Raw genomic sequence first — 15,442 nt, 5'->3', positions numbered from 1 at the left:
CGAAATCTCCGGACCGCGGAATGCGGTGCGGGAACGCTACCGTATCGGCGTGTCGAAGCGGTAATGCACGCCGCCCGCGCCGCTAGCCGGATGCCAGGCCGAGGTCGTTACCGCCCGGTCCCGCCCGCCCCGCGCGCCGGCCCGGAAACTGGGAGACGATCCCCGCGGCGGCCAGGCCCAGCATGAGCGCGCCGATGTACATCCACGCGTAGCTGCCATGGCGGTCGAACAGCCAGCCACCCAGCAGCGGACCCAGGGCCATGCCCAGGCCCGACAGCAGCGTCATCGCGCCGATGACGCTGCCGAGGATGCGCGGCGGGAACGCGTCGCGCGCCAGCGAGGCGTACAGCGGCATCGTGCCGCCGTAGGCCAGGCCGAACACCAGCGCCACCGCGTAGAAGCCCCCGACCTGGCTGACCGCCAGGTACGACACCGCCGCCACCGCCTGCGTGGCCAGGCCGGCGACCAGCACGGGCTTGGCGCCGAAGCGGTCGCCGAGCACGCCGAACAGCAGGCGCCCGCCGAGCCCGGCCGCGCCCTCCATGCTGTAGATCGTCACCGCCGTGGTGACCGACAGCCCGCAGCCGACCGCGTAGCTCACCGTGTGGAAGATCGGCCCGGAGTGCGCGGCGCAGCAGGCGAAGAACGCCAGGCCCAGCACCAGGAATGCCTTCGAACGCAGCGCCTGCCTCAGGGTCATGCCCGCGGCCGGTGCATCCGCGGCCGCGGTGCCGTCGCCCGCGATGGGCGCCGTGCGCACGAACCACGTGGCCGGCAAGGTCAGGGCCCACGCCAGCACGCCGATCACAAGCAAGGTTTCGCGCCAGCCGTAATGCGCGAGCAGCCACGCCACCAGCGGCGACATCGTCATCGGCGCCACGCCCACACCGGCCGACACCAGTGACACGGCCAGGTTGCGCCGGCGATCGAACGCAGCCGCGGTGGCCGCCATCACCGGCGCGAAGAAACTGGCGACCGCCACGCCCAACAATCCGCCGAACGCCAGCTGGAACTGCAGCAACGTCGTCGCGCGGCTGGCCAGCACCAGCGCAAGGCCGAGCAGCAGCGCGCCTGCGGTCACCACCGGGCGCGGCCCGATGCGATCGCTCAGCGCGCCCCAGCCGAAGCCGGCGAAGCCGCTGGCCAGGAACGCCAGGGTCATCGCCGCCGACAGGCCCGTGCGCGACCAGCCGGTGTCCGTGCCCATCGGCTGCAGCAGCACCGCAAGCGAGAACAGTGCACCAACGCCGACGCAGCCCAGCACCGCGCCGGCGGCCACCAGCGCCCAGTTGCGGTCCATGGCGGGTGCGGCGGGTGGGGGGGCAGCAGGCATGGGTGGCGGTTCCGTGCGATGTCACTGCCATGACGGGCCAGCACCCGGGGAATCGACAGGCCGTCAGCGGCCCAGGCCCGGTCGACGCACTGGCATCCGGAACCACGGCGCAGTCGGGAACCTCGCCGACGGCCCGGCGCCGGCCTGCTCGGAGGCGCGCCGTTTCCGGCCCGGGAACTGGGGCGGCAGGCGCTCCTGCCGCCGTCGCCTGCAGTCGCGCGATCAATCCTGCCGGCTGCGCGCCAGGCGCCGTGCATTGGCTACCGCCTTGCGATGCACCGGCGCGATGCCGCGCGTGGCGATGCGCTCCAGGGCGGCGCTTGCGCGCGCGGTGTCGCGCGAGGTCCAGGGCTTGCCGCTCATCCACGCCAGCGCGAACTTCTGCTGCGCCAGCCAGCCCTCGATCCACATCGCCGTCCAGCCCTGGGCGAAGGCGGCCTGCTTCTCCAGGACCATGCCGACGAACTCCTTGCGGTCGCGTGCCGACGGCGCGGCCCCGGCGGCGGCCATCCGCGCCAGCCGATGGGCGACCACCTGCGGCGCGGCCATGCCCAGTTCCAGCATCTGTCCCACGCTGGACGTCCTGCGCGATCTGCGTTTGCCGGCCATGCGTGGCACCTGCGGAGGGAAATCGGATCCAGCCTAGCGTCGCAGGACCCACTGCCGCGTGAGGGGCCCGGCACGCGTGGCGTGCGCGCCGAGGGGCGCAACGTCCGCAGCCGCCGCATGCGACGCATCGCGTCCGCGCAGCGGCGGGCCCCGGAATGCAGGTTCCGTTTGCGTCGGCTTAACCGCCCCCGGTGTCTGCTCGGCGGTCAGATGCGCGAGGAGATGACCATGGCCGAGCCCCTCCCTCCGGTCCGCTACCGGCCGGACCTGGAACATGCCGACGGCGAGGAAGCCCGGACCATCGAAGAACTGGCGCGCCTGTTCGAGGGCATGGCACGGACGGTGGCCGGGCACGAGCAGCATGCGCACCGTGCGGTGCATGCGAAGGGCCATGCATTGTTGCGCGCGCGCCTGCAGGTACTCGATGCGTTGCCCCCGGATTTCAGCCACGGCCTGTTCGCGTATCCGGCCAACTATCCGGCGCTGGTGCGGATGTCCTCGCCCCCGGCCGAGCAGCTGCCCGACACCGTGTCCACGCCGCGCGCGCTGGCGATCAAGGTGTCGGGCGTCGACGGACCACGCGTGGACGGCGGCGGCGAGCAGCACTCGCAGGATTTCCTGATGGTCAACGGACCCACGTTCTCCAGCCCGGGCCTCGACGGTTTCCTGCGCGCGGCACGCCTGCTGGCCGCCACCACCGAGCGCATGCCGCGGACCAAGGAAGTCATCTCGGCCACGCTGCGCGGCGTGGAGGCGGTGCTCGAGGCCGCCGGCGCCGACGGCACGCGCCTGCGCGGCCTGGGCGGCGAACCGCAGCACCATCCCCTCGGCGAGACCTACTTCACCCAGGTGCCGTTCCTCCTCGGACCGTACATGGCCAAGTTCTCGCTGGAGCCGGCCTCGCCGGCACTGGTCGCACTGCGTGGCCAGCCGCTGGAGCCGGACGAGGACGCGCAGCGCGAGGCGATCTGCACCTTCTTCAACCACCTCGATGCACCGGTGGAATGGATCCTGCGGGCGCAGCTGTGCCGTGACCTCGAGCGCATGCCGATCGAAGATGCCTCGGTGGAATGGGACGAGGCCGACAGTCCGTGGCAACCGGTGGCGCGCCTGTCCGTGTCTTCGCAGCTGGCCTGGGATTCGAGCGTCAGCCCGCATGCCGAGGACGCCTTGGCGTTCTCGCCGTGGCATGCCCTGGCCGCGCACCGCCCGCTGGGCGCGCTCAACCGTGCACGCCGCGTGGTGATGGCGACTTCGCGCGAGTTCCGCAGCCGGTTCAACCACTGCCCGCTGCGCGAACCGCGCGCGGACGAGGGATGGAACGCCTCCGCCTGAGCGGGTGCAGCGCCTGGATGCGTGCCTGCGTGCCTGCGCCGGTCGCGCATGCGCGCTGCACGCCCCCGTGACGCCGGTGCGGCGCACTATCGACGGACGCGCGCCGCGTCCTCGCGCGCCCCCCACCGGAGACAGCCATGGCACCCGAAAACGACACCCGCCTGGGTGCGCCACCCGAAGCGCGCCATCCCACCGAAGACAAGCCGCCGCGCCTGGCACTGGGACTGATGATCGGCCTGATCCTCGCCTGCGCGGTGATCGTGGGCATGGTGCTGTGGGCGTTCGGCGAGGTACCGGGCAGTCGCTGACCGAGGCACCGGCACCGCCCCGCTGCGGTCACCCTCGCCCGGACAAGGAAAGAAGGCACCGCGAACGGTGCCTTCTTCGTCATCACGCCAGGTCGCCGCGACTCAGCGGCCGTCGCCGTCGGCATCACCCGGCAGCACGCGCTCAACGCCGTGCCAGGCATCGCGGGTCGCAGCCTTGGCCTTCTCCCAGCCCAGGCGCGAGTTGCCCTTGACCTTGTCCCAGCCCTGGCCGAGCTCGCTCTCCAGGCGATCGTCCCACTGCCGGTCCGCGTACCGGGCGCGGGCCTGGGTGCCGTAGCGGTACGCCGGGCGATAGTCCTCGTAGGACGCTTCGCCGTCACGGTAATCGACCCCATCAAACTGGCTGGCGTAATGCCGGTCGCTGGCATCGTAGGCGCGATAGGTGCGGTCGCTGCGATCCCAGGCGTCGCGCACCGCGTCGCGGGCGTGGTCCCATTCCAGCTTGGACTGGCCGCGGACCTGGCCCCAGCCGGTGCCCAGCTCCCGCTCGAGGCTGTCGTCCCACTGGCGCCCGGTCATGCGGCTGCGCGCGTCCACGCCATAGCTGTAAGCCGGTGCGTAATCGTTCTCGTAGTCGAAGTTCGCGTCATGGTACGGACGCGAGGTGTAGGTCTCGCGCCAGAACGCTTCCTCGCCGGTGGGATCGATGCGCTCGGCCACGCCCTTGCCGGCGGCCGCGCCGACCAGCGTGCCGATGCCGCCGCCGATGAGCATGCCCAGCGGCCCGGCCAGCGCGCCGACCACCATGCCCGCCGCCGCCCCGCCCACGCCACCCACGCCGACGCCGACCGGATGCGAGCCCGGCGTGCCACTGATCGGATCGCGATTGAGGTCGCGGGTTTCATTCTTGTTGTTGTCCACGATGCATTTCCTTCTGTCGTTTTCTGTCGAGTCGCCCGTGTCCGGGCGTCCCTGCAGCGTGCAGGTGCGGACAACGTGGACGGCAGCACGTGAAACGCGCGTCGCACGTCGGCGGTCGGTTGCAAAGGAAGGAAAGCGGTTCAGCGCGGCTTGGGGTTCGGTTGCACGATGTGCAGGGCGGAGCCGTGTCCGCCACCTAGGCCGCGGCGCAGGCCGGCGTCGAGCACGCCCGATCAGGCGTTCCTGGCGATGCGTTCCGGCAGGGCGGGCGACATCGACGCGGCGCTGCCAGGGTGGCCGGTCACTTGTCGCGCGGCTTCTGGTACCAGAGCGCGTTGACGATGATCCAGCGCTCGCCGAAACGGCCCACGTGGAAGAAGTCCACGAACCACGGCGTCTCGGCGCGCACCACCGCCGCATCGCCAGCGACGTCGAGCACGGTGCAACTGCGGTTCCATTGTTCCCGCGGCGTCTTCAGCGCGCCCTGCCGGGTCAGTTCGACCAGCTCCTCCCTGCCCATCCGGCGCAGGCCCAGGCGTTCGTCGGGCGTTTCGCCGAGCACGCGCCGCTTGGCCAGGTCCGGATGCAGCGCGCGCGCCACGCGCGCCGGATCACCCTCGAGCTGGCCGTCGACATAGTCCAGGCAGGTCGCCTCGAGCGCGGCACGGGTGGCAGGTTCGATCGCGACAGGCGCGGCAGCGGTCGATGCGGCGGCGAGAACGAGGGCCAGGAAGGACATGGACGACTCCTTGCATCAATGGATCGAAGCATCAGTGGATGGAAATGACGGCCGGACCGGCGATGGCTTGGGTCAGGCCAGGTCCATCGAAAAATATTTGGCTTCCCAGGCCATGCCTTCGCGCGCGTAGAAGCGGTGCGCGTCGCTGCGTTGCACGCCGGAAACCAGGCGCAGCTGGCGGCACTCCTGCGTGCGTGCGTACGCGGCGATCCAGGCCAGCAGCGCGTGGCCGTAACCGCGCGAACGGTCGGCCTCGGCGGTGACCAGTTCCTCGATTTCCAGGTAGCGGCCGCCGTGCAGCCACTCGCCGATGCGGATGCCGGCCAGCGCGCGCAGGCCCCCGTCCTCCAGCCCCACCAGCCGGTAACCGCTGGTGGCCATCAGCCGCGGCACCGCGGCGAGATAGTCCTCGCGCGACAGGCGCGGCCGCAACCGCGACATCAGCTCGAAGCTGCGGTCGATGCCGGCGGCGTCTTCGATGAAAGCGATCTGCATCGGTGCTCCTGGCGGTGGGTGGTGCACTGGATCTGACCGGCCATCCGGCGGCCGTCATCCCGGGCGGCGGCAAGAGCCCTCAAGCGAGGTCGTCGCCGATGCAGGCGCGCCTCTGGAGATCGAGGTGTGCCGTGCGGCCTGGTGATCCGCCGCACGCCGGCAGGTAAACCCTGCCGGTGCGGACGGGGAAATGCACGGTCGGATCAGCGTGCGCCTTGCGCCTTGTCCCAGCCCAGGTCCGGTTCGGCGTGGTAACCGATGCCCTGCGCGTCCAGGTGCGGGCGCAGCGCGCCCATGCGCTGGACGAAGCCGGCGTAGTCGCGCCGTGCGACCGGCGTCCACGCCACTTCGGACACGGCGGCCAGTCGCGGCCACAGCCGGTTGTCGGCGGCCGCATCGTCGTGGACCAGCTCGGTCCACAGCGCCGCTTCCACGCCCACCGCGGTCTTGAACTTCGACGGATCGAAGCTGTAGATCCGCGCCATCGGCACGCCTTCCTTGCGGCACCAGTCGTAGGTCTGCGGCTGGCCGGCGTAGTTGCCGTGGTCGACGTAGAAGTACGTGCACGGCGACAGGATCAGCGGGTGGCCCTTCTCCACCGCCGCGTCGATGGCGTAGCCGTCGTTCCACAGCTGCAGCATCACCTCGGGCGTGGTGTCGGCCACCGAACCCTCTTCCCACGCGATCGGCGTGCGCCCCATCTCCTGCACCATCGCCGCGGTGCGGGCGACGAACTGCGCGTACAGCGGGTGCTTGATCTCGTCGCCGCCGATGTGGATCTCCTGCGAGGGGAACACCGCCAGCACTTCCTCCAGCACGTTGCGCACGAACGGATAGACCACCTCGGGCTTATCCAGGCACAGCACGCTGAAGCCCACTTCCAGGCCGTCGTAGGTCGACAGGTTGTCCTCGTCGTCGCAGGCCAGTTCGTTGTACGAGGCCAGCAAAGCCTGCACGTGGCCGGGCATGTCGATCTCCGGCACGATGGTGATGCCGCGCGCCTGCGCGTAGGCGACCAGGTGGCGCAGCTGGTCCTGCGTGTACCAGCCGCTGCGCCCGCCCTTGACCGCGCTGGCACCGCCGATCTCCACCAGCTTCGGATAGCGCTTGATCTCCATGCGCCAGCCCTGGTCGTCGGTCAGGTGCAGGTGCAGCCGGTTCATCTTGAACATCGCCATGCGGTCGATGTGCTTTTCCAGGTACGCCACCGGCAGGAAGCTGCGGGCCACGTCCAGCGACACGCCGCGCCACGGGTACGCCGGCGCATCGGTGACCGCCATGCGTGGCAGCCGGTATCCGGGTTGCGCCTGCGCGGGCAGCAGCTGGCGCAGGCTCTGCACCGCATGCAGCAGGCCGGTGTCGTTGTTGGCGACCAGGTCGATGCCCTCGCCCACCACCAGCCGGTAGCCTTCGGCGCCCAGCGCCGGTTCGTCCACCTGCTGCAGGCGGATGCGCACCGGCGCCGCATCGTCCTGCCTGATGCCCAGGCCGGCCAGCAGCTCTTCCAGTGCGCGTCGTGCGTTGGGTGCGGTGACCGGCAGATCCAGCGCCACCGCATCGGAGAACTCCAACGCGCCGGACTTCATCTCCACCGACTGCGGCAACGGCACGATCTGCGCCAGCGGGGCCGCGGCTTCAGCGGTGGCCTCCGGTGGCGCCTTGCTGCAGCCGGCGATGGCAAAGGCGAGCAGGCAGGCGAGCAGGACCTTGGACGCGATCGGCAACTTCATCGTTGGGCGGCACCTGGAAAGGACCGGGTCAGGATAGTGGCAGCGATCCTTTTCCGCACCCGAACCATGCCCGGTCGTTTCGCCCTCAGCCCTCGCCGAGCGCCGGATCGAGCAGCAGCAGCGCGGCCGCGGTGGCGGCGAAGTACACGCGCTGCTCGTCGTCGAGCGTGCGCGCCAGGTGCACGCGGCCGCCGTTGAGCACGTCGACCACGGCCAGCGTGGTGGCGCCATCGACGATGGCGTAGCCGGTCGGCTCGGCCGCGGTGATCGGCGTTCCCTCGTAGCCGTTCAAGCCGTGCACGGCGTACTCGTGGCCCCACGGCGCCAGCAGCCGCCCCTGCAGGTGGCGGCCCTCGCGGGCGACCTCCAGCGGTTGCGCCGCCTCGCCATCCAGCTGCAGGCCACAGGCCAGCAGGGGCCCGGACAGCGGGGTCAGGTCGACCGTGGCGCGTCGCGATTCGCGTCCGGCGCCGGCCGTCCACGCACGCGTCAGGCACTGCACCTGCACCGGCGGCAGGTCGCGCGCCACCAGTGTGTAGGCGTACGGCTTGCTCGTGCGGCCCACGTCGAATCCCGGCAGCGGCACCGCCCAGGCGAAGGTCGAACCTTCCTCCATTTCCAGCGCGCTGTAGGGTCCGAAGCGCACCGGCTCGTTGAACCGCCGCGGCGAATGCCCGCTCACCTCGTACGCCACTGTGTCCGCACCGAAGCCTTCGGGCATGCGCAGCTGCGCCGGGGTGCAGGCCGACAGCGGGGCGACCAGCAGCAAGGCAGTCGCAGCAAGGGCAGTCGTGCGCATGGAGGCGGCCATCCGTCGGAAGTGACGCTCAGGCTAGAGGCGAGCCGCGGCGCTTCCACCCTGCCATTGGTTGGCAAACGGCCGTCCCGTTCAGCCGGGAGTTCGCCGTACGGGCGGCTCAGCGGCTGGCCTTCCGCATCGCCGACAGCTTCGGCCTGCGGATCGACAGGGTTGCGCAACGTGGCGCGGCGGGCAGCGCGAAGACCGCGCTGCCGCGCCGGCCCCGTCCCCTCAACGCACCCGCAGTGGCGTGATCTCGCAGCCGCGCCACTGCCAGGTCGCACCCGGTGCACTGAGCGCCTCGAACTCCACCCGCGCCCGTCCAGCGCCGGTCACCGGCGCGGACACCAGGGTCACGATCCCGTCGTTGGCGGTGACGCGGCCCGCGCTCCAGACCGGGCCCAGGCCGGAATGGCTGAACTCGAAATCGGTGGCACGCGCCATCGCGCAGTCGACCAGGTAGCGGTAGCCGGCCTGCACAGGGAACGCCACGCCGAAGCCGCCGCCATTGCGGCCACCGCTGCTGACCAGTTCCATCACGTCCATCGCGCTGGTAAGGCTTGAGATCTGGCTGGCATACCACTGCCGGTCGGTACCGGGCGGGCTTGCCGGTTCGATCCGGAACGGCGTGCCCAGGTCGCTGGTCTGCAACTGCGTGGTCCTGACCTCGGCGGGCAGCTGCTGCAACTTCACTGCGGGCGGCCGATAGCGCACCGCGGTCGTCGGTTGCCGCAGCAGCCGGCTGGCCTCCGGCAACAGCATCGGGACCGACGTGGCGCCGCTCTGCGTGGCGCGCCCCTTCTCGCCCACGACGCCATTGCCACGCTGGGTCTTGTCGCCGATGACGCCCTGTTCGTTGGCTGGGCGCTTCTCGCCGATGACGCCCTGCTCATTGGCCGGTCGCTTCTCGCCGACGATGCCCTCGTCCGCGGCCGTTCCCTTCTCGCCGACGATGGCGTCCTGGGCCCAGGCACCGGTAGACGTGGCCAGCGACAGCATCGCCAGCCCCCACATGACCTGCGTCTTCATCTGCGTGTTCCCGATCGACCGCGCCACTGCGGCATCAGGGCATCCGCCTAAAGCGCGCGGTGACTGCCAGCGCGCCGGTGCGACCCGGGTGCGGCCCGCGGTCGGGCCAGCGGCGGGCGACGCAGCGTGCATGGCAGGGGTGCGCGCATCGCCGGACGCGGTGTCCCGGACGCGACGGCCTCAACCTGCGGGCGGCTCCGCGGCCGTCGGCGCATCCCGCCACAGCCAGCGCAGGATGTCCGGCAGCAGCGCGCCGCCATGCGCGTCGGAGTGGCCGCCGTCGCCCCAGGCATGGGCGACGTCGTAGCGCGGGCCGCGATCACCTTCGCTGTCCGCATGGGCGTTGGCCCAGTGCAGCGCGGCGAGCATCTGCTGGTTGGCCAGGAACCAGTGGCCGTGCTCGTTGTCGAGGTCGTTCGCACCGTCCTGCAGGAAGATCCGCAGCGGCCGGATCGGACTCTTGCGGACCAGCCCCGGATACAGGTCGCCACCAGGCACCATGGGCTTGCCGTCCTGCGCGGGCCGGTAACCGATCGAGGTGTAGCTGCCGATCATGCTGATGACCTTGCCGAACACGTCGGGCCGATGCCAGGCGACGGTGAACGCGCAGATCGCGCCGCTGCTGGTGCCACCGATCGCCCGCTGCGCCGGATCGTCGGCGAGCCGGAAGCGGGCGTCGAGCAGCGGCAGCACCTCCTCGACGAGCATGCGCGCATAGCGGTCGTCGAGCGCGTCGTACTCTTCTGCGCGATGGTCCGGGTTGGACATGCCCAGGTCGTCGGGATAGTGCGCGGAGCGATTGCCGGGGGTGATGAACAGTCCGATGGTCACCGGGATCTCGCCGCGATGGATCAGGTTGTCCAGCACGTTCTGCACGCGCAGCGACCCCTGCGGATTGGTCGCGCGCTGGCCATCCTGGAACACCAGCAGGCTCGCCGGCCGGCTGCCGTCGTACTGCACCGGCACGTAGATCCAGTAGCGGCGCACGGTGCCGGCGAAGACGCGGCTGTGGAACTCGAACGGCCCCTCCAGCCGGCCATGCGGCACGCCGGCCTGGACCCGCGAGTCGGCAGTCAGCGGATAGTCGCCGGGTTGCCTGGCGCCCGGCTGGGCGGCGACGTCGGCAATGCACAACGCGATAGCCACCAGGGTGGCCAGCATCCAGGCCAGCGGCGAAATGCAGGTGCTTCGTGCCATATCGGTCCTTCTTCCTGCGTGGTGTTGCGCACTGTTCGGTCGACGGTGTGCACGCGGCCGTCAGGACGCCGGGTCGAACATGAACACCCGCAGCTCCTGCGCGCAGCGGCAGGCCTTGGCGATGCGCGCGGCCCAGGCGATGGCGTCCTCGCGCGTGGGCAGTTCCAGCACGGTGAAGCCGCCATCGAGCGACGGTCCCCACGGATAGCCGCCTTCGCGGATCGTCCCGTCCGCCGAGACCAGCACCGGCCGCACGGATTCGTCGAGGCCGCCGGCGAACACGTACACCCCGGCGGCCTTCGCCGCTTCGATCACCGCGCGCGAGTCGCGGCCCGCAGCCTCCAGTTCGTCGCCGCGCGCGACCATCGCCGCGCCGGGAAAGGAGATCAGGTACTTGGCCATGGCGTCCTCGCTGTTGAACGGGTTCTAGTTCCACTGTTGCCTGGATCGGACCCGCTACCTGAACATTTCCGGCAGCACCCGCTCTCCCATCACCCGTTCGCCGGCCAGGTCGCGGCACGACACGGTGACGTCCCAGGAAAAATTGACGTCCACTGTCATCCACGTGCCGTCGGCGATCGCGCCTTCCCGGTGCGAGGTGCCGTATTCGTCGACCAGTCGCGACCGGATATCGGGTGGCAGCGATGCGAAGTAATCCTGCGCGAACGCCTCGGCCTGCTGCACGCCGGCCGCGCGTTGTGCATCGGTGAGGCCCTCCGAACGCTCCAGCGGGATGATCGTCCTGACGCCATCGACCTGGTAGATCCTGCCGGTGGCCGCGTCGGTGCGCACCAGGTAGCGGTCGAAGCGCGTGTCGGGCTGCGGCGGCGTGACCTGGTACCAGATCGTCACCGTGCCGCTGCCCGGCTGCTTGCGTGCATCGCGGCCGGGCTTGTCGCCGAACGCGATGCCGTAGGCGCCCGCGGGATCGCAGGCCAGCGCTGCACCCGGGAGCAGCAGCGCGGCCAGGCACAGCGCGACGTTCGACCTCATGGAGCTTCCTTCATCGGTTTTCCCGCGTGCCTGCCCGCACCCGCGGCGGTCAGGTCTTGGCGTTGCAGCCCAGCGCGCGCGGGGTGGTAGGGAAGTCGATGTTGACCGCCCGGCTGGACAGGGCCGTCTCGCCGAGCAGGCGCGCCACCGCGGCCGCGGCCGCACCCGGATCGGTGCATTCGGTCTGGACATAGGACAGCGAATACAGGTCTTCGAACACCACCACCGGCGCCACCGAACTGTCCCGGGGATCGAACCGGTACAGGCGGATCATCACGGTCAGTTCCGGGTTGATCCAGGTGGCCGCGGTCTTGCCCATCGCGTTGGGTGCGGGGCCGATCTCCTGGCACTGCATCTTGTCCTTGCTCACCTGCATGCAGGTGGTGCCCTGGGCGCCCACGATCAGCTTCGTCGCCTCGCCGGCCCGGCCCTCGTGTGCGGACAGGGCGATGCGCGCCACGAACTGCGGCGAGGTGCCGTCCCCGGCGGCCAACGGACCGGACTGCGGCAGCACCTTGCGCAGCCCTTCGAGATAGGCAGCGGCGACCTTCTCGCCGGCGCCGGTACCGCCGTCATCCACCACCGTCACCGCCACCCCGGCCGCCGGGCCGTCGGCGGACAACTGCGCGAACTCGGCGCGCTTGCCGACGGCACGTTCGTACTTGATCGTGGAGGTGCCGCGCGAAGACACCAGTTCCTTCAGCGGATTGGCCTGCGCCGCGGCGCAGTACAGCGACAGCACGAACCCTACGACAACGAGGAAACCCCTCATGGCGTTGCTCCTGGTCGATGGCGCGGTCGCGCGCCGGAAGTCGCACCCCGAACACCCTGCATCCCTGTCGCCGGACGCGGGCATCGTCGTTCCCCTCGATACCTGCGGCTGGCGGGCAGAGCGTACCCGCTTCCGCGGCTGGCTGCCGGGACCCGGCCGGGCCCCGGTCAGCCCTGTGCTGCGATGCGAATCGATCCCGTGCCGCTCAGGTGCCGCAGTCGATCTTCCAGGGCACGACGAAGCGGTCGACGACGCACTGGCCGTTGACGTCGATGTGGAACGACCGGCTCATCGCGGGAACGGCCTCAGGTACCCAGCAGCTCCACTTCGAACTTGAGCGTGGCGTTGGGCGGGATCACGCCGCCGGCGCCGCGTGCGCCGTAACCGAGGGTGGACGGGATCACCAGCACGCGGGTGCCGCCGACCTTCATGCCCTGCACGCCTTCGTCCCAGCCCTTGATGACCATGCCGCCGCCGAGCGGGAAGATGAAGGGCTCGTCGCGGTCCTTGCTGGAATCGAATTTGGCGCCCTGCGCGCCGCCCTCGTAGAGCCAGCCGGTGTAATGCACGGTGACGTTGCGGCCGGGCGCGGCTTCGGCGCCGGTGCCCACGACGGTGTCTTCGTACTGCAGGCCGGAAGCGGTGGTGGTGAAAGCCATGGGCGGATCCTCGTGGATGCGTGGAAGGGCGCCCAGTCTAGCGGCGCGCAGCGTGGACGGCCCGCGGGGAGTGCAGGACCTCATCGACACGGTGCCCTGCACCTGGTCTCACACCATTCCCGCTTACCCTTTCCCCACTCCCCTTACCCGTTGATCGCCGAAGGAAACGCACCATGACCCGGATCCACGCCGCACTCGCCGCTGCACTCATCGCCCTGCTGGCGCCGGCGCTCGCGCCTGCCGCCGAACCGGCCAGGCCGGCCAGTCGCGCCGAGGCGGTCGAGGTCATCCGCGAACTGCGGCGGATCGTGGCGCCCGCAGGCGTGGAGCGGTACGAGTACGTGCCGGTCGGTGGCATCGACCAGTTCGTCAGCATCCGCGGCCAGGACCGCGGCAACCCGGTGCTGCTGGTCGTCCACGGCGGACCGGGCTTCCCCACGTCCGGCATCGCCTGGTGGGCCACGCGTCCGCTGGAGGAGTACTTCACCGTCGTCCACTGGGACCAGCGCGGCGCCGGCAAGACCCACCTGGCCAACGACCCCGCCACGGTAGGCCCGACCATGACCCCGGGGCGTTTCGTCGACGACACCGAGGAACTGGTCGCGTGGCTGCGCAGCGAGTTCGCGCAGGAGAAGGTCTTCCTGCTGGGCACCTCGTGGGGCAGCTACGTGGGGCTGCAGTTCGCCCTGCGCCGCCCCGAGTGGCTGCATGCCTACATCGGCATGGGCCAGGCGATCGACAGCCCGGAAAGCGAACGGCGCGGGTACGCGCATGCGCTGGCACAGGCACGCCGGACCGGGAACCGGCAGGCCATCGCCGACCTGGAATCCATCGCCCCCTATGCCCAGGCCGGCGCGGCGATCCCGCTGGCGGACATCGCGCTGGAGCGGCGCTGGTCGGACCATTTCGGCGGCGTCATGGCCTACCGCGAACGCCAGGTCGACGGCATCGCCGTTCGCCTCTCGCCCGAGTACTCCGACGACGAAGCCGCGCGCGCGTACGACGGCAACGGGTTCTCGCAGGAGTTCCTCTTCAGCGACGTCATCGGCGTGGACATGAGCGCGCAGACCCGGCTCGCTTGCCCGCTGATCGTGCTTGCCGGCCGCCACGACCGCAGCGTCAATCCCTACGTCGCGCACGAGTGGTTCGACACGGTGGACGCGCCGTACAAGCACTTCGAGTGGTTCGAGAACTCCGCCCACGAGATCTTCGCCGAAGAGCCGGGCAAGCTGCTGCTGACGCTGGTGCAGCGGGCAAGGCCGCTGGCGCAGCAGCAGGCCGGGCGCGTGCGCTCCGAGTGACGACACGCGGCACGGCCGTCCGCAGGCGAAAGCCCGGACGGGCCTGCCGTTCACCCCGCTCCCTGCTCGCCGGGGATGGCCAGCCCCGTTCCCCTCGTGTCGCCCGCTGTGTAATGTCCGGATCGCACCCCCACCCAAGGAACCGTCCATGCACCTGCGCCTTTCCGCCTGCCTGCTGGTCGCGTTCGGCCTGTGCGCCGGCAGCGCCCATGCCCACTTCGCCGTGGACATGGGCGATACCCATGTGTCCCGCCATGGGCCGGGCGAAATCAAGAACGCACCGTGCGGCCGCCCGGACAGCGAGCGCGGCGAGAACGTCCATGCCTACGCGCCGGGCCAGACGATCGACGTGTCGTGGATCGAGTACGTCGGGCATCCGGGCTATTACCGCATCGCCTTCGACCGCGATGGCCACGACGACTTCCGCAATCCGGCGAGCATTGCTCCTGCCGGCCGCGCCTGCGCCGCAGGCGAACCGAACTGCGGCGACGGCGATTTCTACAACAACGAAACCGTCCTGGTCGACGACTTCGGCCGGCACGACGACAGCCCACACGGCAAGCGCTACTCGGCGCAGGTCAAACTGCCGGACGTGGAATGCGAGAACTGCACGCTGCAGATCATCCAGGTGATGACCGAGCTGGCCAAGTCGCCGTACGACCCGTCCGCCGAGGACGCCGACGACCTGTACTACCAGTGCATCGACCTGCGGCTGCAGGCGGCGCGGTAAAGGGGACGCGTTCTCCGGAACTCGTGGAACCTTGCCCGGGCGTCGTGTGGAACGGCCCGCACGCCCGGGTTATCCACAGAATCGGGGCTTTTTGCCTCACACGCGGAGCAAAAAGCTCGGGCGTCGGACAAATTTTCACCATCGTCGGAGTTGCGGGCTCGGCGGTCGGAGAAAAAAGCTCCGACGTCGGACAAAATTTCATCAACGTCGGAGCCCGGAGCTCGGCGGCCGGAGCAAAAAGCTGCGGCGTCGGTGAAATTTTCATCGACGTCGGAGTTCTGAGCTCGGCGGTCCGGGAAAAAAGCTCCGGCGATGGAGAAGTTTTCTGCGGCGACGCCACCGCGCTCAGCGGGACGCGCGCGACTCCCGGTAGCCCTCGCTGAATCCGTCCACCATCGAGCCAAGCCCGGCGGACAGGAACAGCGTGATCGCCGCGCACAGCAGCAGGTTGCGATGGTTCTTGCGGTAGCCGGTGAACAACAGCACCAGGCCAGCGACGAACAGGGTGATCTCGACGAAGTACATGGCGTC

General features: G+C 70.2%; 19 protein-coding genes. 4 read left to right on the top strand and 15 right to left on the bottom strand.

Annotated features, from left to right (window positions below; genetic code table 11):
- Window positions 1-82 precede the first annotated feature (82 nt).
- Together CSC65_RS14945 and CSC65_RS14940 are read right to left on the bottom strand one after the other, a co-directional pair.
- Window positions 83-1,333, bottom strand: coding sequence for an MFS transporter (locus tag CSC65_RS14945; RefSeq protein WP_202922899.1), 1,251 nt, complete (start codon window positions 1,331-1,333; stop codon window positions 83-85).
- A gap of 222 nt (window positions 1,334-1,555) precedes the next feature.
- Window positions 1,556-1,906 carry a polyhydroxyalkanoate granule-associated phasin gene (locus CSC65_RS14940; RefSeq protein ID WP_202922898.1) on the bottom strand — a complete coding sequence of 117 codons (351 nt, stop codon included), beginning with the start codon at window positions 1,904-1,906 and terminating at the stop codon, window positions 1,556-1,558.
- A 264-nt stretch (window positions 1,907-2,170) separates the two neighbouring features.
- On the opposite strand from CSC65_RS14940, the gene CSC65_RS14935 reads away from it, so the two are divergent.
- Window positions 2,171-3,277, top strand: a complete 1,107-nt coding sequence (locus CSC65_RS14935) for a catalase family protein (RefSeq protein ID WP_162411380.1) — start codon at window positions 2,171-2,173, stop codon at window positions 3,275-3,277.
- Between the two features lie 137 nt (window positions 3,278-3,414).
- Window positions 3,415-3,585 (top strand): hypothetical protein, encoded by a 171-nt coding sequence (locus CSC65_RS14930; RefSeq protein WP_162411379.1) that lies wholly within the window; start codon window positions 3,415-3,417, stop codon window positions 3,583-3,585.
- 102 nt (window positions 3,586-3,687) lie between these two features.
- On the opposite strand, the gene CSC65_RS14925 is transcribed toward CSC65_RS14930, so the two are convergent.
- The 11 genes from CSC65_RS14925 to CSC65_RS14875 form a co-directional block, all read right to left on the bottom strand.
- Window positions 3,688-4,467 carry a hypothetical protein gene (locus tag CSC65_RS14925; RefSeq protein ID WP_162411378.1) on the bottom strand — a complete coding sequence of 260 codons (780 nt, stop codon included), beginning with the start codon at window positions 4,465-4,467 and terminating at the stop codon, window positions 3,688-3,690.
- 301 nt (window positions 4,468-4,768) lie between these two features.
- Window positions 4,769-5,206 carry a nuclear transport factor 2 family protein gene (locus CSC65_RS14920; protein WP_162411377.1) on the bottom strand — a complete coding sequence of 146 codons (438 nt, stop codon included), beginning with the start codon at window positions 5,204-5,206 and terminating at the stop codon, window positions 4,769-4,771.
- Between the two features lie 72 nt (window positions 5,207-5,278).
- Window positions 5,279-5,701 carry a GNAT family N-acetyltransferase gene (locus CSC65_RS14915; RefSeq protein ID WP_162411376.1) on the bottom strand — a complete coding sequence of 141 codons (423 nt, stop codon included), beginning with the start codon at window positions 5,699-5,701 and terminating at the stop codon, window positions 5,279-5,281.
- A gap of 203 nt (window positions 5,702-5,904) precedes the next feature.
- A complete protein-coding gene (locus CSC65_RS14910) occupies window positions 5,905-7,431 on the bottom strand; it encodes a beta-N-acetylhexosaminidase (RefSeq protein WP_162411375.1) in 1,527 nt (508 codons plus the stop codon).
- An 85-nt stretch (window positions 7,432-7,516) separates the two neighbouring features.
- Entirely contained in the window at window positions 7,517-8,230 is a 714-nt protein-coding gene (locus tag CSC65_RS14905) for a hypothetical protein (protein ID WP_162411374.1), read from the bottom strand.
- Between the two features lie 231 nt (window positions 8,231-8,461).
- A complete protein-coding gene (locus tag CSC65_RS14900) occupies window positions 8,462-9,259 on the bottom strand; it encodes a hypothetical protein (RefSeq protein WP_162411373.1) in 798 nt (265 codons plus the stop codon).
- Between the two features lie 180 nt (window positions 9,260-9,439).
- Entirely contained in the window at window positions 9,440-10,456 is a 1,017-nt protein-coding gene (locus CSC65_RS14895; RefSeq protein WP_238390422.1) for an alpha/beta hydrolase, read from the bottom strand.
- 60 nt (window positions 10,457-10,516) lie between these two features.
- Window positions 10,517-10,858 carry a YciI family protein gene (locus CSC65_RS14890; protein WP_162411372.1) on the bottom strand — a complete coding sequence of 114 codons (342 nt, stop codon included), beginning with the start codon at window positions 10,856-10,858 and terminating at the stop codon, window positions 10,517-10,519.
- Between the two features lie 54 nt (window positions 10,859-10,912).
- Entirely contained in the window at window positions 10,913-11,449 is a 537-nt protein-coding gene (locus CSC65_RS14885; RefSeq protein ID WP_162411371.1) for a hypothetical protein, read from the bottom strand.
- Window positions 11,450-11,498: 49 nt separating this feature from the next.
- Window positions 11,499-12,221 carry a hypothetical protein gene (locus CSC65_RS14880; RefSeq protein WP_162411370.1) on the bottom strand — a complete coding sequence of 241 codons (723 nt, stop codon included), beginning with the start codon at window positions 12,219-12,221 and terminating at the stop codon, window positions 11,499-11,501.
- A 305-nt stretch (window positions 12,222-12,526) separates the two neighbouring features.
- Window positions 12,527-12,880, bottom strand: coding sequence for an FKBP-type peptidyl-prolyl cis-trans isomerase (locus CSC65_RS14875; protein WP_162411369.1), 354 nt, complete (start codon window positions 12,878-12,880; stop codon window positions 12,527-12,529).
- 173 nt (window positions 12,881-13,053) lie between these two features.
- Between CSC65_RS14875 and CSC65_RS14870 the strand changes: the two genes are divergently transcribed.
- Together CSC65_RS14870 and CSC65_RS14865 are read left to right on the top strand one after the other, a co-directional pair.
- The gene (locus CSC65_RS14870) at window positions 13,054-14,181 is read left to right on the top strand and encodes an alpha/beta hydrolase (RefSeq protein ID WP_162411368.1); all 1,128 of its coding nucleotides are present in this window, start codon (window positions 13,054-13,056) and stop codon (window positions 14,179-14,181) included.
- Between the two features lie 148 nt (window positions 14,182-14,329).
- Window positions 14,330-14,911 (top strand): SCE4755 family polysaccharide monooxygenase-like protein, encoded by a 582-nt coding sequence (locus CSC65_RS14865; RefSeq protein ID WP_162411367.1) that lies wholly within the window; start codon window positions 14,330-14,332, stop codon window positions 14,909-14,911.
- On the opposite strand, the gene CSC65_RS16390 is transcribed toward CSC65_RS14865, so the two are convergent.
- Together CSC65_RS16390 and CSC65_RS14860 are read right to left on the bottom strand one after the other, a co-directional pair.
- Window positions 14,802-15,251, bottom strand: coding sequence for a hypothetical protein (locus CSC65_RS16390; RefSeq protein ID WP_425501372.1), 450 nt, complete (start codon window positions 15,249-15,251; stop codon window positions 14,802-14,804). The genes CSC65_RS14865 and CSC65_RS16390 overlap by 110 nt on opposite strands.
- Window positions 15,252-15,256: 5 nt before the next feature.
- Complete coding sequence (locus CSC65_RS14860; RefSeq protein ID WP_162411366.1) at window positions 15,257-15,436, bottom strand: hypothetical protein; 180 nt, start codon at window positions 15,434-15,436, stop codon at window positions 15,257-15,259.
- Between the last annotated feature and the right edge of the window lie 6 nt (window positions 15,437-15,442).

This window comes from Pseudoxanthomonas daejeonensis (genome assembly GCF_010093205.1).
GTDB classification, from domain to species: domain Bacteria; phylum Pseudomonadota; class Gammaproteobacteria; order Xanthomonadales; family Xanthomonadaceae; genus Pseudoxanthomonas; species Pseudoxanthomonas daejeonensis.
Note: the sequence above shows the minus strand (reverse complement) of the source record. Positions and strands in the feature narration are given on the sequence as shown.

Coding starts and splice junctions, on each gene's coding strand:
- CSC65_RS14890 (WP_162411372.1), bottom strand. CDS start 10,858: ATGGCCAAGTACCTGATCTCCTTTCCCGGCGCGGCGATGGTCGCGCGC.
- CSC65_RS14870 (WP_162411368.1), top strand. CDS start 13,054: ATGACCCGGATCCACGCCGCACTCGCCGCTGCACTCATCGCCCTGCTG.
- CSC65_RS14935 (WP_162411380.1), top strand. CDS start 2,171: ATGGCCGAGCCCCTCCCTCCGGTCCGCTACCGGCCGGACCTGGAACAT.
- CSC65_RS14920 (WP_162411377.1), bottom strand. CDS start 5,206: ATGTCCTTCCTGGCCCTCGTTCTCGCCGCCGCATCGACCGCTGCCGCG.
- CSC65_RS14885 (WP_162411371.1), bottom strand. CDS start 11,449: ATGAGGTCGAACGTCGCGCTGTGCCTGGCCGCGCTGCTGCTCCCGGGT.
- CSC65_RS14930 (WP_162411379.1), top strand. CDS start 3,415: ATGGCACCCGAAAACGACACCCGCCTGGGTGCGCCACCCGAAGCGCGC.
- CSC65_RS14910 (WP_162411375.1), bottom strand. CDS start 7,431: ATGAAGTTGCCGATCGCGTCCAAGGTCCTGCTCGCCTGCCTGCTCGCC.
- CSC65_RS14900 (WP_162411373.1), bottom strand. CDS start 9,259: ATGAAGACGCAGGTCATGTGGGGGCTGGCGATGCTGTCGCTGGCCACG.
- CSC65_RS14865 (WP_162411367.1), top strand. CDS start 14,330: ATGCACCTGCGCCTTTCCGCCTGCCTGCTGGTCGCGTTCGGCCTGTGC.
- CSC65_RS14915 (WP_162411376.1), bottom strand. CDS start 5,701: ATGCAGATCGCTTTCATCGAAGACGCCGCCGGCATCGACCGCAGCTTC.
- CSC65_RS14895 (WP_238390422.1), bottom strand. CDS start 10,456: ATGGCACGAAGCACCTGCATTTCGCCGCTGGCCTGGATGCTGGCCACC.
- CSC65_RS14945 (WP_202922899.1), bottom strand. CDS start 1,333: ATGCCTGCTGCCCCCCCACCCGCCGCACCCGCCATGGACCGCAACTGG.
- CSC65_RS14860 (WP_162411366.1), bottom strand. CDS start 15,436: ATGTACTTCGTCGAGATCACCCTGTTCGTCGCTGGCCTGGTGCTGTTG.
- CSC65_RS14905 (WP_162411374.1), bottom strand. CDS start 8,230: ATGCGCACGACTGCCCTTGCTGCGACTGCCTTGCTGCTGGTCGCCCCG.
- CSC65_RS14875 (WP_162411369.1), bottom strand. CDS start 12,880: ATGGCTTTCACCACCACCGCTTCCGGCCTGCAGTACGAAGACACCGTC.
- CSC65_RS14880 (WP_162411370.1), bottom strand. CDS start 12,221: ATGAGGGGTTTCCTCGTTGTCGTAGGGTTCGTGCTGTCGCTGTACTGC.